The sequence below is a fragment of the Nocardiopsis prasina DSM 43845 genome (assembly GCF_000341265.1).
Classification (GTDB): Bacteria; Actinomycetota; Actinomycetes; order Streptosporangiales; family Streptosporangiaceae; genus Nocardiopsis; species Nocardiopsis prasina.
In genome coordinates this window covers 1-16,182 of the sequence record NZ_ANAE01000123.1, presented here as the reverse complement: position 1 = coordinate 16,182, position 16,182 = coordinate 1, and the positions used below count along the sequence as shown (strand labels likewise).

Genomic DNA, 16,182 nt, shown 5'->3' with positions numbered 1-16,182 from the left:
GGACCGCCAGGTGCCCAACCGGACCCTCTCCTTCGCCTACACGGCGTGCGTCGCCTTCGCCGCGCTGCTCGCCTTCCTCCTGGCCTCCACCGCCGAGCAGACCGTTCACGTTCTTGACGACCCGCGACTGGTCTGGATCACCGAGAGCGACGGCACCCACGACAACGCCGAGGTGGCACGCTCCGTGCAGGAGGTCGCCGACGCCCATGACGCCGCCATCGGCTACAGCGTCCTGGACGTCCACACGCCGTCCTCGCTGGCCCACCTGTACCTGGCGGTCTCCGACCCCGGTTCCCGGTACGGCCGCTGGCTGGACGAGGGCTATCCGTCCTTCAGCCGTTCCTTCGCCGTCCGGACCCATCACATCTCCGAGTTCGGCGACGTGGGCCCCCACGGTTACTACCTGGTGTTCGGCGCGCCGGAGGCCGCTCCCGCACTGCGCGAGGCCCTGGCCGAACACGGGTTGTCCGAGGCACCCGGCATCCAGAGAACCCAGCTGTGGCACTTCCTCACCGGCGGCCACCTGTCACACCTCGTGGCCGTCGCCGTGCTCACCACGGTCACCGCCACGGGCGCCGGGGTCCTGCTCGACTCGCGCGACCACGCGGTCCGGCGCCTCCAGGGGCACTCCTACGGTCGGCTGCTCGCTGGTGAGCTGGGCCGGGTCCTGCGGCTGTGGGCGCTCGTCCTGCCCGTGTCGGCCGTGGCCGTGCTGGCGCTCCTCGGCGTCTACAACGGCGGGAACCAGCTCGGCTACTACTCGCTGCTGGCGCTGGGGTTCCTGGCCGCGCTGACCCTGGCCTGCCTGCTCACCCACACGGTGTTCCTGGCCCTGGTGGGTGCGACGGGCATCCTGCCCGCGCTCCGGGGGCGGCTGCCCGTTCGCGGCACCGTGGCCGCCGTCTACCTGGTGCGTGTCCCTGCCCTGGCACTGACTCTGGTGCTGTTGGGCTCGGTGGTGACCACCGCCCGGGAGGCCCGGGAGCAGGGGCTCGGCGTGGAGGTGCATGACACGTACGGACAGACTTCCCGGCCCGCGCTGAGCGCCAACTACGGCTGGGCGGACGATCAGGCGGTGGACGACACCCTCGGCCCGTGGCTGCGGCGAACCGACACGGACGGAGACCTGGTGTTGGCGGCCCAGATGCACCCCTCCGAGATCGTCGCGTCCACCCCCGAGTGCCCCGCGCCCCTGGAGAACCCGGTGCTGCTGGTCAACGACACCTACCTGGACGAGGAGGAGGTCCTCTCTCCCGGTGGAAGACCGTACGCCCCCGCAGAAACCGTACGGGTCCTCCTCCCTGCCTCCGCCTCCGGCCACTCCGGAGCCCTGGCCGAGGGAGTGACCGGCTGGCTCGGCGTCAACGGGTCCCCGGGCGGAGTGTTCGACGTGCGGGTCCAGCCCGCCGCCGACGGCCAGTCCCTGTTCACCTACGGCGCGGAGGAACGCCTGGGCGGCACCCTGCCCCTGCTGTACGAACCCGTGGTCATCGTCCTGCCCAACGGGGAGGTCCTGTCCGACAACTCCTACGTCAATCACCTGTCCGCGAGACAGACGGTCTTCCCCGATCCCGGGGTGGTGGAGGCTTTCCGTGCGCGGAGCCCGGAGGCCTCCCGCTACATCTCCATGGTCGAGACTCTCGGCACCAGTGCGCGCAGAGCCCACGCGCTCACAGTGAACGCGCTGCGCACGGAGACCTTCAACCTGGTCGGCGCGGGCGCCGTACTCCTGTTGACCGCCATGGCCGCGTGCGTGGTCCACGTGCGCAGCCGGGCCCAGGAGATCTTCGCCCGGCACATCAGCGGGTGGGGCTTCCTGGCCACCCACCGGCGTCTGCTGTGCGTGGAGGCCGCCCTCGCGGTGGTCTTCGTGGGTTGGGCCGTGGGCCTCACGGCCACGAGGCTGTCCGCTCCGGACGACCCCGCCCGACCGCCGACCGCCCCCGCCACCGGGGCCGAGCCCTTCCACGCGGCGGGGATCACCCTGGCCTCGCTCACCCTCACCCTGGGTGTGCTCGTCCTCCTCCACCGACGCGTCGTCCGGGAGGGAGCCACACGAGCCTGAGCCGACCAGACCGACTGGCAGGGCCCAGAGTCGGGAGAGGGATCAGGTGCCTGTCCGGCAACAGGCGCTCGTGCCCTGAACACCGCCAACACGCTGAGAGGGTGGACATGCCGCACGCCTGAAGCCTCACCGGACGGAGACAACAGCTGCCTGTCCGAGTACGTGGCCCCGCACAGCGTCAACGGACGGCGCCCTGGTGGTGGACGCCCCGCACGGCATGACCCAGGAGGCTCTCGCGTCGTGACCCCCGGAAGGCCCGCGCGGCACTCGCCGCCACGCGTGACGAGGTCGTCCTCGATACCCGTCCCGGCCTCGAAGGGGTCGAGGGGAGCGGTGCGGACCACCGCCCCCGCTGGCTGCCGCCCCTACCCTCGGGCGCATGGAGAAGCAGCCACCGTCCACGGCGGACGCGATCGCCGACAGGGTGATGCGGGGTGCCGCAAGCGCGGTCGAGACCGTCCGGGAGGCACTGGAGGCCGTCGACCGGACCGGACACTTGCGCGCCTTCGTCGAGGTCTGGCCGGAGGCGGCGCTGGAGTGCGCGGCCCGGGTGGACGCGACTCTGGCCGCAGGCGTCCCCCTTCCTCTGGCGGGGGTACCCCTGGCGGTCAAGGCCACGGAGGGGACCGGATCCCACCAGGCCCGACGACTGGTCGCCGCCGGGGCGGTGCCGATCGGGGCCACCTCGGTGCCCGGCCCCGGGACCCCGTGGAAGACCTGGGGAAGCACGGACCAGGGCCCCACACTCAACCCCTGGAACACCGAGCGCGTCCCAGGCGGTTCCTCCGCGGGCTCGGCCGTCGCGGTGGCCACCGGCGCCGTGCCGTTGGCGACCGCGAGCGACGGTGCCGGGTCCACCCGCATCCCCGCGGCCTGGTGCGGGGTGATCGGCTACAAACCGACCACGGGGCTGCTTCCCGCGCGGGACCGGGCCGGGCTGACGGTCGGCGGGCCGATCACCCGCACGGTCGCGGACGCTGAGCTGTACCGAAGCGCCGTACTCGGCGGCAGTCCCGTCGCGGTGCGTCCACACATCCGAGTCGCGTGGTCGCCGACGCTGGGGTTCAACGAGCCGGAACCGGAGGTCGTGGAGCTCGCGGAACGGGCACTGCGGCGCTGGGCCCGGTCGGGCGGGGTGACGGTGACGCGGTCCGAGATCGCGCTCACCGATCCCACGAGGACCTGGCACACACGCAGGGAACGAGGTACCCGCGCCGGTCTCGCCGCCGTCGGGCGGCGGGACCTGTCGGCACTGGACGGCCTCCTCCGCTCCGTGGACCTGCTCGCCACTCCCACGACTCCGAACCGGGCCCACCCGCACTCGGGACCGGGCGAGGTGATGAGCGTCGGGTTCACCTGGCTGTTCAACCTCACTGGGCACCCGGCTCTGAGCCTGCCCGCGGGCATCACCGAGGACGGCCTCCCCGTTGGCCTGCACCTCGTGGCGCGGCACCACGAGGACGCACTCCTGTTGGCCTCCGCCCGGGACGCCGAACAGGCGCTGGCGCGGGCCCTCGGGGACGGCGTTCACGCACCGGAGATGTAGCATCTGAGGCGGATTCTCCCCCTCGCCCGCGTGTTCCCCGGCCACCGGAGAAGACCGTGTGGCGGGGCTGCCCCAGACACGGAAACGGACGGCATGGACACGGAAGAGACCCAGGTCATGGCCAGGACTGGCCAGTTCACCACCACTCTGGGCTGGGAGACCGCCGTCAGGGGTCGGGTGGCCGCCGCGGTCGACCGGTTCGCCGGTCCTCTCGCCGACCTCGCGGAGCGCGACGCCAACGACGGCGACACCCGCCTGTTGGTCGCCGACTTCTTCAGTGTCGGCCTGAACTTCAGCAAGTACCAGGACCTGACCACGGAGTACCGCACCAGCGGGGACTCGATCGACTACGCGATCGTCCTCGACGGTGAGCTGTTCGCCCCGGTGGAGGTACGCCGGATCGGCCAGGACCTGGACCTGCGCAACATCCAGATGGCCCGGCGCCTGGCCGTCGAGCAGGGCGTGGACTGGGTGTTCCTCACCAACGGCCGCGTCTGGCGGGTCTACCACCTGCGGCCCGCCCCCGACGGCGGTGCCCCGCAGCCGGTCGTCGTGGTCGACGTGGACCTGCTGGACGAGGACTCCCACGACCGCAACGTCGACGGCCTGTTCCTCCTCACCCGCGAATCCGTCGAGCACGGCCGGTTGGACGCGATGCGCCGCTGGCGCGAGGCGGCCGAGGCCGCACCGCTGTCCGGTGTCCTGGTCAGCGACGAGGTGGTGGCCGCGGTGCGCGATCGCCTGAGGGAGGGCGCCGAGCACCCCGGCCACGTCGGCGAGGACGACGAGATCCGGCGTGTCCTGGCCGAGGAGGTCGTCGCCCGGGGCCTGCTCGACTAGTTCCCGGTTCGCTCCAGCGGCACGGTCATGATCCGGTCGTCGTCATCGGCGGGCGACCCCCAGGAGTCGAGGTTGCTGGTGCTCAACCACAGGGTGTCGCCGTCGGGGTGGGCGACCACCGTGCGCAGCCGGCCGAGCTCGTCGACGAAGTGCGGCTCCGGCTCGCCCACGGTGCCGTCACCGTTCAGGGGGATCTCCCAGAGTCGGGCGCCGCGCAGCGCCGCCACGTACAGCGAGTCCCCGGCGATCGCGGCGCCGCTCGGTGAGGCCTCGGCGGGCTCCCAGGTGACGAGTGGGTCCGTGAACTCGTCACCGCCGCCGGGCCCCTCCACCTCCGGCCAGCCGTAGTTGTTGCCCGGTTCGATGAGGTTGACCTCGTCCAGGGTGTCCTGGCCGAACTCGGTCGCGTACAGGTTCTCCTCGACGTCCCAGGCCAGGCCCTGCACGTTGCGGTGGCCGTAGCTGTACACGTGGTTGTCGAAGGGGTTGTCGGGGGCGGGTTCGCCGTCATCGGTGATCCTCAGGATCTTCCCGGCCAGGGAGTCGGGGTCCTGTGAGCTGTCCGTCTCCTGGGCGTCGCCGGTGGCCACGTACAGGTACCCGTCGGGCCCGAAGGCGATCCGGCCGCCGTTGTGGGTGTTCGCGGCGGGGATGCCGTCCAGGATCACCTCGGATGCGCCGAGCGTGCCGGAGTCGTACTCCACCCGGCTCACCCTGTTGTCCGTGTCGGTGGTGTGGTGGACGTACACGTGGGGCTGCTCGGGGAAGTCGGGGTCGACGGCCAGGCCGAGCAGGCCGCCCTCGCCCCCGTGCCGGACGCCCTCGATGGTGCCCGCCTCGGTGACCTGGCCCTCCGGGGTCACGTGCGCGACGACGGCGGAGTCCCGTTGGGCGACCAGGGCGGACCCGTCGGGAAGGAAGTCGATCCCCCATGGGACGTCGAGGTCGGTGGCCAGGGTCTCGGGCTGTCCGAGGCCTTCGCTCCCGGTCGCTCCGTCTCCGGGCTGGCCGCCCGAACCCGAGCCGTTGGTGTCGGTCGTGGAGCAGGCGCCCACGAGGAGGGCGACTCCCAGGAGGGAGAGGGTCCGGGTGAGCAGGAGGGGCCGTGTGGTCCCCGTGTGTGTCGGTGTCCGATCCATGTCCGAACCCTGCCCGTTCGGCACGCGGGTACGCCCCCGGGCGGGCTCACCCGCCATCGTGGCGTTCGGTGTTCTCCTGCCCCTGATGGATCTCCTCGAAGATCCGCTCGACGTCGGTGATCAGGGCGCTGTAGACCGGCCAGTTCCGGTCGTCCCAGCGCTCGCGCAGCGCGTCGCGCTCCTCGTCCACCAGGCGCAGCGCCTCGTCGACCTTCGCGCGGAGATCGTCGGAGGCGGTCGAGTGCCCGGGCTCCTCGGTGTCGTGCACGGTACGGAAGACGTCCGAGACGCGTTCGACCAGCGGCGCGAACTCCCGCAGGAAGGCGTCCTCGGGTTCGGGGAACCGCGTCCCGCGTCGGGTGGTGGTACGCAGGGTCCGGACGATGGACTGCACGTGCCGGGAAGCCCGGCTCAGCGCGGAGATCCACTCCCCGTAGGTCTCCAGCGCGCGGGGGTCGACACGGCCGCCGGAAACCAGCTTCCGGGGGTTGAGCCGGGCCCGGTCCTCCTGACGCCGCACTGCTTCCTGGGCGTTGCGGACGGAACCGTCGAGCCCGTCGCTGGCCCGGACCCAGTGGTCCAGGTCGAGTCCCCCACACCCCTGGCGCAGACCCTCGCCGATCTCCCCCGTCAGGGAGCGGAGTCCGTCGGCGAGGTCCCGGACCGCGTTCTCCGCGTCCCGGAACCGGATGACCGGGGCCAGGACCGTGTTGGTGACCAGGGCCGAGGCTGCGCCGACGCAGACCATCAGCAGGAGGTATCCGAGGTCGGAGGCGCTCTCCGCGGTACCGCCCGCGAGGGCGAAGGCGGCCACCACCGGCAGCTGCGTGCCCTGGCCACCGAAGAACCTGGCCTGTCCGACGATCAGCGCGATCAGGAGCAGCACGGTGAAGGACCACACCTGGGCTCCGACCGTGAGGCCCGTCAATCCGGCGAGCAGGGCTCCGGCGAAGACCGCCGCCACGTAGCGACCGGACTGGAGCACTGAGCCGTACACACTCGGCCGGACCACGAGCAGGGCGGTGAAGGGGGCGAATCCGACCTGGCTGGAGGCTCCCAGCAAGGTGCCCACGACCCAGGCGACGGTGGCCGCGATCGTGCACTTGACGATGATGACGGCGGTCTCGCGCTCGAACCCGCGTCGTTGGCGGGCGCGCCTGATCCCGTTGCGCAGTCCTTCGAACATCCTCGCCCCCGTTCCTTCGTGACCACACACCGTAGCCGTCGTTCCCCGTTGAACCCCGGTTATGGGTCCGTTTCCCAACGAATTGCCCGGCACTGCGACGTGGCGCATCGAGGGTCGGAAGGCTCGGCGCGGCGTGGTCGGTCGTCGAGGAGGACACGAAGATCCCCGGTGGCAGGGGGACGGCCACCGGGGCGGTGTGGAGACGGGGGGTAGCTGCCGGAATGGTGCCGTCCTCACCACTCCGGCAGCCCGACCACTCCTCTCCGCACAGGGGGAGGGGCCCGGAGGAGAGGGCACGAACAGTGCGGAGCGAGAGGTTGGGCGTGATGCCCAGGTGAAGTCTGTCGCCTACGGTGACCGTCGGACCACCGATCAATCGGCAATTCAGGACAAAATGGATTACAAAGCGGCTTCGAAGACACCGTTCAGGCGCTCCATGTCCACGATCACCACACGCCGGTAGCTGGTGATCAGGATGCCCTCGGACCGGAAGCGTCGGATCGCGTTGCCGACCGCGTCCGTGCGTGCGCCGACGAGTTTCCCCAGGTCCGTGTGGGAGAGTCGCACCCCGAGATGGACGCCCTCCTCCGTGGGCACACCGTGTCGCTGCGCCATGTCGACGAGGATGCGGGCCACCCGCGCCTCCACCTCGTAGCCCGCGAACTCCGCCCGCTGGCGGTCCGCGCACTCCTGCCGCTCCCCCATCACGGCGAGCATCGCGCGCCAGGCCTCGGGGTGCTGTTCCAGGAAGCCCTCGAAGACCTGGTGCGGGTAGATCCGGATCGTGTGCGGGGCGCACGAGGTGACCGTGGCGCTGGGCCGGGTGTCCCGGAACATGCCCAACTCACCGACCAGGTCGCCCCACCTGCGGATGCCGAACATCGCCTCGGTGCCGTTGCGCAGCACCGACGTGATCTTGACGCACGCCGGGTCTGCCGTGGTGCCGTTCTCCGGCGGACACAGGAGCATGACCTGTTCCTCCGCGTCTCCCTGGGAGATCAGGACCCGGTTGGTGGGGATGTGCCTCGGCGGCGCGAGCGCGAGGAGGCGGTCCACGGTCCGGGGACCGAGCCTGGACACGAAGCTGCCCGTCGGCCAGTCGGTCATGCGTCCTCCGATCATCCCCACAACGATGCCCAGGTGGTACCCAGTTCCGCAGGAGAAGCACGAAATCGGCGGATCTTGTTTTCCCGGTCCACGGTGTCAGAGGAGGTCCCGGACCGGTCCGGGATCCGGCGCGCCACGGCGTCGGACCCCGGATCACGGGCCCGCTCCTACGCCCCCGTGGTGACCCGCGGGCGCGGCGCCCTGGTCAGGACCAGGACCGCGACGATCACGACCAGCACGAACCCGCCCAGGGACAGGGCGACGCCGTGCAGGGCCCCGGTGAACGCCGGGCCGACGAGCTGACCGCCGGTGAGCACCGCCAGGGCCGCGCCGACCACGGCGATGGAGACGGTCTCCAGGCTGAGCCGGGTCGCGTTGAACACCCCTGCGGCGGTGCCCACCCGCTCGGGCGGGACCGCACCCAACCCCAGGCCGTCGATCATCCCGCCCGTGAGGCCCACACCCGTTCCGACCAACAGGAACGGCAGCATGACCGTCCACGGGGTGGAGTCCGGGCCCAGCGTGGTGAAGCCGAGGACACCCGTTCCCAGCAGGAGCAGCGCGCCGACGACCACCGCCGTGGGCGGGAACCGGTGGGCCAGTTCGGCACCCACCGTGGGCAGCACCAGGGTCGGCACGGTCATGAACAGCAACCAGAGCCCCGCCGTGCCCGCGCCGAGACCGACCACGTTGATCAGGTAGGACGGCAGGTAGACCAGGAGCGGCACCAGCACCGACATGAAGGTCGCGGCGGCCAGCGCGTAGGCCACGAACCGGCGGTTGGCGAGCAGGCCGAGGTCCACCAGGGGCTCGTCGCGACGGCGCTCCACCAGGGTGAACAGGCCGAACAGGGCCGCCGACAGGGCCAGGAAACCGGCCAGTACCGGCGCGCCCCGGCTCGGACCCTCGACGAGGCCGCCGATCAGGCTCAGCAGGGCGGCGGTGAACAGGGCTCCGCCGAGCCAGTCCACGGGCCGTCCGTCACCGCGCATCGCGGGAACCCGCGTCACCAGCAGCAGGACCGCCCCGGCCACCAGCGCGGGTCCGGCGAAGGCGAACCGCCAGCCCAGGTTCTCGACCAGCAGTCCGGCCACCGCGGGCCCGAAGGCGGTTCCGGCGCCCAGCACGGTGCCGAGCAGTCCGAAGGCCCTCGCGCGCGCCGGTCCCTCGAACGCCAGGGCGAGCATCGACCCCCCTCCGGCCACGGCGGCCGCCGCCCCCACACCGCCCAGGGCACGCAGGGCGACCAGCGCCCCGATGTCCTGGACGAGGAGGCTGAGGAGTCCGCTCACGAAGAAGAGGACCACGCCGAAGGCGTAGACCCGGCGGCGTCCGACCGCGTCGGCGATCGACCCCGCGCTGACCAGGAAGGCGGCGAAGCAGGCGTTGTAGGAGTTGACCACCCACTGGGCGGAGGTGAGCCCCACGCCCAGGTCGCGTTGGATGTCGGGCAGCGCGACGGAGGCCCCGGTCAGCGCCAGCGGCAGGAGGAGGGTGGAGAGCAGGACGGTGACGAGCACGGTGGTGCCGCCGCCCCTGCCTGTGGACAGAGAAGTGTTCACGGGTACGTCCGGTGTGGAGAGGAGGACACCGGGCAGCCCGAAGGACCGCACCGGCATGGAAGCTGATGCGGCGGTCGGAACTGTGTGAGGGATCAGGCCGCCGCTAGAGGGCGGCCAGCTCTTTCGCGAGCGGCATGGACGCAGGCTAGCCCCACCCGCCCGCCCGAAGCCAGCGATATTCCCTGGGCGATCGGAGGTCCGCGATCTAGGGTGGGCCGATGACCACGATCAGAGAGTTCCAAGTCACCTTCGACTGCGCCAGTCCCGAGCGTGTGGCCCGGTTCTGGTGCGAGGTGCTGGGGTACGTCGTCCCACCGCCCCCGGAGGGATTCACCGATTGGGACGAGTTCAACCGCGCGCTCCCGCCCGAGCAGCAGGATTCCGCGTTCGCCTGCGTCGATCCCTCGGGCAAGGGTCCCCGCCTGTTCTTCCAGCGCGTCCCCGAGGGAAAGTCCGTCAAGAACCGGGTGCACCTCGACGTGCGTGCCGGTACCGGTCTCGTCGGGGACGAACGCCTCTCCACGCTCCAGGCCGAGTGCGAACGGTTGGAGGCCCTCGGCGCCGAGTGCGTCCGTGTCATGCGCGCCGACGGCGTCAACGAGTCGTGCATCGTGATGCGGGACATCGAGGGCAACGAGTTCTGCCTGGACTGAGTGCCGGGCGGGGCCGCAGGGGGTTCGGCCCCGCCCGGGGTCGGGTCACTCGTCCAGGTGCTTGTCGACCCAGGCGTCCAGGGGCTGGCCCTGGATCGCCGCGGCCATGAGCTCGGGGAAGGCGTCGGGGGTGCAGGCGAACGCCGGGACGCCGAGGTCGGCGAGGGCGGAGGCGTTCTGGCGGTCGTAGAACGGCGCGCCCTCGTCGGAGAGGGCCAGCAGGACCACCACCTGAACACCCGCGGACTTCATGGCGGCCACTCGTTGGAGCATCTCGGCGCGCACGCCGCCCTCGTAGAGGTCGCTGATCAGGACGAAGATGGAGTCCTGCGGGCGGTCGATGAGCGTCTGGCTGTAGGCGATGGCCTTGTTGATGTTGGTGCCGCCGCCGAGCTGGGTGCCGAAGAGGACCTCGACGGGGTCGGTGAGCTGGTCGGTGAGGTCGACGACGGCGGTGTCGAAGACGACCAGGGACGTCTTCAGCGTGCTCATGGAGGCGAGTACCGCACCGAAGACGCTGGCGTAGACCACGGAGGAGGCCATCGAACCGCTCTGGTCGATGGCCAGGACCACGTCCTTCTGCACACCCTGGCTGCGGCGGCCGTACCCCACGAGGGTCTGCGGGATCACCGTGTTGTGTTCGGGCAGGTAGTGCGCCAGGTTGCGGCGGATCGTGGCGTTCCAGTCGATGTCCGAGACCCGGCGGGGACGGTGGGTGCGCGCCGAGCGGTCGATGGCACCGCGGATGACCGACCGGGTCTTCTGCGCGACCCTTCTCTCCAGGTCGTCGACGACCCCCCGCACGATCGTGCGGGCGCTCTCCCGCGCCTCGGCGGGCATCACCTGGTTGAGGGAGAGCAGGCTCCCGACCAGGTGCACGTCGGGCTCGACGGCCTGCATCATCTCCGGTTCCAGGAGGAGCTGGTGCAGCCCCATGCGGTCCATGGCGTCGGACTGCATCACCTGCACGACGGTGGACGGGAAGTACTCCCGGATGTCGCCCAGCCAGCGCGCGACCCGGGGCGCCGAGGAGCTCAGGTCACCGGCGCGGTCGTCGCCCGAGGCGGCGGACCCGTCGCCCTTGTTGTACAGGGCGGCCAGCGCGGAGTCCATGGTCTGGTCGCGCCCGGTCAGGGTCGCGCACTGGGACCTCTCCCCCAGGACCAGGCGCCAGCGGCGGGCGCGTTCGGTGGTTTCCGTGCTCACGCGCGGCTCCCTTCGAGTAGTGCGGTCACGGCGGCCACGGCCGGGGCGGCGCGGCGGGTGTCGACGGGGCGCCGCACCCGCGCGGTGGTGGTCCGGCCGCCGTCCGCCCTGGTGATGGCGGTACCGATCTCCTGGCGTTCGGCCGCGCCGAAGGCCCCGAAGGTGCGGCGCAGCAGCGGCAGGATCGCGACGAAGCGCTCCTCGGACAGGCTGAGCAGCCACGCGTCGATGAGGCCGAGCAGCCGCTCGTCGTGGACCAGGATCAGCCCGCTCCCCTGGAGGAAGCCCTCCAGCCAGGCGGCCGCGCGGGTGGGTTCGGTGCCGGGCGACATCGTCAGGCCGAGCCTCCGGTGCAGTTCCTCGGTGGTGATCCGGCCCGCGTCCGCGAGGATGCGGTTGACCCTCCCCGCGATCCGCCCCGGGACCTGGTCGCGGCGGGCGAGGGACTCCAGCGCCTCCGTCCAGCCGCGCGCGTCCTCGTCCAGGAGGGTGGCGGCGCCGTGGGTCTGGTCGATCGACCGGACGAACCGGGCCGCCGCGTCGTCGTCCAGCCCGCGCACCGCCGGGGCCAGGCCCACGCACACGCGGGCCAGGAGTTCTCGGGCGACCGCGCGCAGGTGCGCGCCGTCGGTCCCTCGCACGTTCCCGTACCGGGCCGACCGGGCCAACGGGGGGAGCGCCGACATCAGGTGGGTGATGTCGCTGTCGGTGGCCGCGCGGTCGGTGAGCAGGGAGAGCACGTCGGGCAGCGCGTCGCCGAGTTCGGCGAACAGACACTGTTCGGTGAGCGCGGTCAGGGTGGGGAGTTCCGCTTCGGCGGCGATCTCCACCACGCGGGCGGTGGCCGCGGAGACCACGGTGGTCCCCCAGGGTGCGGCCTCGATCAGCGCCACGTCCATGTCGGGGTCCCAGCGCAGCCGCCAGGACTCGCGGAAGGTCCCCTTCGAGTGGTGCTCGGCTGCGCGCGGCACCCCCCACTCGACCCCCAGCACGCGCAGCCGGTGCAGCAGGACGCTGCGTTCGCGCTGGCTCTCCTTGCGCAAGTCGAGGTCGAGGTCGCGGTCGAAGGCCTCGGGCTTGAGGCGGAGCCGCTTCTGCGCGGCCATGAGGTCGCGCTGCAACGGCACCATGGGGGTGTCCGGGGGCACCGAGCCGAGGCGTTCGCCGATCACCATCCGCCCGTGTACGAGGGCGGCCCGGCTCTGTTCGCCCTCGCAGAGGACGGCGGTGACCGCCTCGGAGACCTCGTCGATCCCGGCCAGCGGCCGTCCGCGCAGCACGGCCAGGCTCTCCGCGAGCCGGACGCCCTCGATCACGTGCGAGGAGGAGACCGGCTGACCCTCCTCGCGCAGGAGGCGGGCGGCGTCGGTGAGCCACCGGTGGATCGGCAGGTCGGGGGCGGTGAACAGGTGGTGGTACCAGCCGGGTGAGGTCACTCCGGCGCCGTAGCCGCTGGCGGTGGCGAGCCGCCCGTGCGTCCACGGCACCCAGGTGGCGGTGGTCCGCACCCTGGGCAGGCCCTTCAGGAGGGCGACGTCGTCCTTGACCGGGTAGTCGTACAGGTCGCGCAGGGCGGGCGCGTGCCAGGCACCGCACACCACGGCCACCCGTTCGTACCCCTCCTTGAGCACGGCGCGCAGGGTCTGGCGCATGTACGCCTCGCGGCGCGCGTCGCGACCGGTCTCCGGCCCGCTCTCGGCGCGGACGGCCGCCATGGCGTCGGCGATCGCGGGGAAGGGCGAGGGTTCGCCGTCACCGCGCTGTTCCACGACGTCGTCCCACCAGCGTTCGGCATCGTCGTACCCGGCGGCCTCGGCGAGCACCCCGAGGGGGTCGGTGCGGACCCTGGGGGGTTCGCTCGGGGGCGCGGGCTGGTCGTCCTCCTCCTGCCCCGCCTCCTTCTCGACGGCCTCCTTCTCTGCTGCCTCCGCCCGTTCGATGCGCTCGGCGATCGTGTGGGCGGCGGGCAGGTCGCAGAAGCGCACCGGGACTCCGCGTCCGTGGGCGTGCACCAGGGCGGCCCACTCCGGGGAGAAGGACGCGAACGGCCAGAACCCCCACCCCTCCTTGGAACGCGCCGTCCCCGCCTTGGGGGTGTCGGCCAGGTGGACCAGCAGGGCCACCGGCGGTTCCAGTCCGCCCACCAGGGAGGTGATCGCGTCGGCCTCGGGCGGGCCCTCGATCAGTACGATGTCGGGCTTGATCTCGTCCAGGGCGGCCGCCACGGCCCGGGCCGAACCCGGACCGTGGTGGCGGACACCGAGGACACTGACCTTGTCGGTGCCCTGTCGGGGTCGTCCCATCAGGCGCCCACCTCGCGGCAGGCCCGGTAGAAGTCGTCCCAGCCGTCGCGCTCGCGGGCGACGGTCTCCAGGTACTCGCGCCAGACCACCCCGTCGGAGACGCGGTCCTGGACCACGGCGCCCTGGATTCCGGCGGCGACGTCGGCGGGACGCAGCCTCCCGTCACCGAAGTGGGCGGCGAGCGCGATGCCGTTGGTGATCACGGAGATCGCCTCGGCGGTGCTCAGGGTTCCGCTGGGCGACTTCACCTTGGTGGTGTTGTCCTCGGTGACTCCGGAGCGCAGCTCGCGGAAGACGGTGACGACGCGCTGGATCTCCGTGAGACTGGTGGGTACCTCGGGCAGTTCCAGTGAGCGCCCCAGCTGCTCCACCCGCTGGGTGACGATGCGGACCTCGTCCTCCGCGCTGTCCGGGACGGGCAGGACCACGGTGTTGAAGCGGCGGCGCAGCGCGCTGGAGAGGTCGTTGACCCCCCGGTCACGGTCGTTGGCGGTGGCGATGACGTTGAACCCGCGCTGGGCCTGCACCTCGACGCCGAGCTCGGCCACGGGCAGCGCCTTCTCCGACAGCACGGTGATGAGGCCGTCCTGCACCTCGGAGGGCATACGGGTGAGTTCCTCGATGCGGCCGATCGCACCGCGCGCCATGGCGGTCATGATCGGGCTGGGGACGAGCGCGGCCTCCGAGGGTCCCTCGGCGAGCAGGCGGGCGTAGTTCCAGCCGTACCGGACCGCCTCCTCAGAGGTCCCGGCGGTGCCCTGGACCAGCAGGGTGGAGTCACCGGAGACCGCCGCCGCGAGGTGTTCGGACAGCCAGGTCTTGGCGGTGCCGGGGACACCGATGAGCAGCAGGGCGCGGTCGGTGGCCAGGGTGGCCACGGCCACCTCGACCACCCGGCGCGAGCCGATGTACTTGGGCGTGATCTCGGTGCCGTCGTCGAGGGTGGTGCCCAGCAGGTACTGGGTGACCGCCCACGGGGAGAGCCGCCAGCCCGGGGGGCGCTGGCGGTCGTCGGCCCCGGCCAGGGCCTCGAGCTCGGCGGCGTAGGTCTGCTCGGCGTGCGGGCGCAGCGCGCTGGCGGCGTCGGTGCTGATGCCAGAGCCGGTGGCGGAGGTGGTCAACTAGAGCTCCCTGTGCATGTCGAGGCGGAATCGGAGGGTGTCGCGGAGGCGGAGGTAGGCGGGGCCCTCCTCCTCGAGGGGTGGTTCCTTGGGCAGGAGGTCGAGGTGTTCGGGTGGCATGTGCTCGGCGGCGGCCTCGCAGAGGAAGCGGTAGCCGCGTGAGTCGCGGGTCCCGATCGGGCCGATGAGCCGGCGCGTGACCTCGTCGGAGAGCGCGCGGGTCCACGGGGCGTCGACCGTGCGCAGGACCTCTCCGAGGACGTGGAGGTCGGTCTTCCCGGTGGTCGGGCCGGCAGCCACGGAGGCGAGTGCGGCCACGACCCGGTCGCACCGCTCCCCGACCGGCAGCGCGGCCAGGAGTTCCTGGGTGCGCGGCCACTCCCGGTTGCGGCCTCCGGCGCGGAGCAGCTGGGCCAGCCCGGCCCCGGGGTGGTCGAGGACGGCGCGGGCCCAGTCGGGGGCGGCCTGGAGGCAGGCCGCGTCGGCCAGGGCCTCGCGCAGGTCCTGCTCGTCCTCGGCCAGGTCGAGGACTCCGGCGGGGTCGGTTCCCAGGAACGCCGTCCAGGTGTCCAGCGGCGCGTGGGTGATCAGGACGCGGCCGAGCTCCCAGCGGGCCCGGCGCGCCTCCGGCCGCTTCTTCGGCGGCACCAGGGCGAGGTCGCGCAGCTGGTCGGCGGTCGGGACGTCCATGTCGACCACGTCGACGGCGCGCGGAGGTCCCTGGTAGCGCCCGAGGTGGGCCCGCAGGTGGGCGCGGAGCCGGTGCGCGTGGGCGCTGTCCGGCAGTCGGGTGAGCAGGGCCAGGGCGAGGCCGCGCACGCTGGCGGCGCGGTCGTCCAGGGCCTGGTCCAGCACCGCCTCGTCGTCGGGGCCGAGGCTGACCGCCAGGGCCTCCAGGAGTGCGCGTCTCTCCTCGCTCCTGCTCTCCTGTGGCAGGACCTCGGCGAGGAGGTCGCGGGCGGCTGCGGGGTCGGTGCCGCGCAGGGCGAACAGGGACCGGCGGCGTCGCGCCGACGTGCCCTCCTTCCAGGCGGCGTCGGTGTGGACGTCGGTGGGCAGGGGTTCGCGTGCGATGAACGACCACGCGGTGTTGTGCGAGGCCAGCCAGGTGCCGCGCTCCCCGACGACGGGAGCGACCAGGGGGCGCAGCGAGCTGTCCCGGGAGGCGCGGTCCAGCAGGTCGGGGACGTGGACGTGACTGACCCTCCGTCCGCCCCGTGCGGCGCGGCCCAGCCACTCGGGCAGGAGTTCGGGACGGGTGGTGAGGATGACGTCCAGCCGGTGGTTCGCGGCGGGCCCGACGTCCGGACGGGTGTCGGGTGCGTCGGGGGTGACGGGGTCCGCCGTGTGCGCCGTGTACCCGGCGCGGGTGCGCACGGCGTCCAGGGCGACCAGGTCCAGCAGCCCGGCGGCGCCCTCGCGGGTGGCGCGGGGCAGGTCGGGCAGGTCCGGGA

At 72.3% G+C, this 16,182-nt stretch carries 12 protein-coding genes; 4 read left to right on the top strand and 8 right to left on the bottom strand.

Annotation, left to right across the window (positions count from 1 at the left end; all coding sequences use genetic code 11):
- Positions 1–10: 10 nt before the first annotated feature.
- The 3 genes from D452_RS0112320 (at position 11) to D452_RS0112310 (ending at position 4,451) form a co-directional block, all read left to right on the top strand.
- The gene (locus tag D452_RS0112320; protein WP_017544453.1) at positions 11–2,065 is read left to right on the top strand and encodes a bacteriocin-associated integral membrane family protein; all 2,055 of its coding nucleotides are present in this window, start codon (positions 11–13) and stop codon (positions 2,063–2,065) included.
- Between the two features lie 379 nt (positions 2,066–2,444).
- Positions 2,445–3,611, top strand: a complete 1,167-nt coding sequence (locus tag D452_RS0112315; RefSeq protein ID WP_040693673.1) for an amidase — start codon at positions 2,445–2,447, stop codon at positions 3,609–3,611.
- Positions 3,612–3,704: 93 nt separating this feature from the next.
- Complete coding sequence (locus D452_RS0112310; protein WP_017544451.1) at positions 3,705–4,451, top strand: hypothetical protein; 747 nt, start codon at positions 3,705–3,707, stop codon at positions 4,449–4,451.
- Here the strand turns inward: D452_RS0112310 and D452_RS0112305 are convergent.
- The 4 genes from D452_RS0112305 to D452_RS0112290 form a co-directional block, all read right to left on the bottom strand.
- Positions 4,448–5,590 carry a PQQ-dependent sugar dehydrogenase gene (locus D452_RS0112305; protein ID WP_026129228.1) on the bottom strand — a complete coding sequence of 381 codons (1,143 nt, stop codon included), beginning with the start codon at positions 5,588–5,590 and terminating at the stop codon, positions 4,448–4,450. The genes D452_RS0112310 and D452_RS0112305 overlap by 4 nt on opposite strands.
- A gap of 46 nt (positions 5,591–5,636) precedes the next feature.
- The gene (locus tag D452_RS0112300) at positions 5,637–6,776 is read right to left on the bottom strand and encodes an FUSC family protein (protein ID WP_017544449.1); all 1,140 of its coding nucleotides are present in this window, start codon (positions 6,774–6,776) and stop codon (positions 5,637–5,639) included.
- A gap of 399 nt (positions 6,777–7,175) precedes the next feature.
- A complete protein-coding gene (locus D452_RS0112295; RefSeq protein WP_026129227.1) occupies positions 7,176–7,883 on the bottom strand; it encodes a Crp/Fnr family transcriptional regulator in 708 nt (235 codons plus the stop codon).
- A gap of 167 nt (positions 7,884–8,050) precedes the next feature.
- On the bottom strand, positions 8,051–9,403 hold the full coding sequence (locus D452_RS0112290) for an MFS transporter (RefSeq protein WP_051061302.1): 1,353 nt from the start codon (positions 9,401–9,403) through the stop codon (positions 8,051–8,053).
- 260 nt (positions 9,404–9,663) lie between these two features.
- Between D452_RS0112290 and D452_RS0112285 the strand changes: the two genes are divergently transcribed.
- A complete protein-coding gene (locus tag D452_RS0112285; RefSeq protein WP_017544446.1) occupies positions 9,664–10,098 on the top strand; it encodes a VOC family protein in 435 nt (144 codons plus the stop codon).
- Positions 10,099–10,143: 45 nt separating this feature from the next.
- Here the strand turns inward: D452_RS0112285 and D452_RS0112280 are convergent, their stop codons facing one another.
- The 4 genes from D452_RS0112280 to D452_RS0112265 form a co-directional block, all read right to left on the bottom strand.
- Positions 10,144–11,304 (bottom strand): VWA domain-containing protein, encoded by a 1,161-nt coding sequence (locus D452_RS0112280; RefSeq protein WP_017544445.1) that lies wholly within the window; start codon positions 11,302–11,304, stop codon positions 10,144–10,146.
- Positions 11,301–13,607, bottom strand: coding sequence for a DUF5682 family protein (locus D452_RS0112275; protein WP_017544444.1), 2,307 nt, complete (start codon positions 13,605–13,607; stop codon positions 11,301–11,303). Before D452_RS0112275 ends, D452_RS0112280 begins: the two co-directional genes overlap by 4 nt.
- On the bottom strand, positions 13,607–14,728 hold the full coding sequence (locus D452_RS0112270; protein WP_017544443.1) for an ATP-binding protein: 1,122 nt from the start codon (positions 14,726–14,728) through the stop codon (positions 13,607–13,609). The genes D452_RS0112275 and D452_RS0112270 overlap by 1 nt, the downstream gene beginning before the upstream one ends.
- A partial coding sequence (locus D452_RS0112265) for a DUF5691 domain-containing protein (RefSeq protein ID WP_017544442.1) occupies positions 14,729–16,182 on the bottom strand: 1,454 nt, incomplete at its 5' end.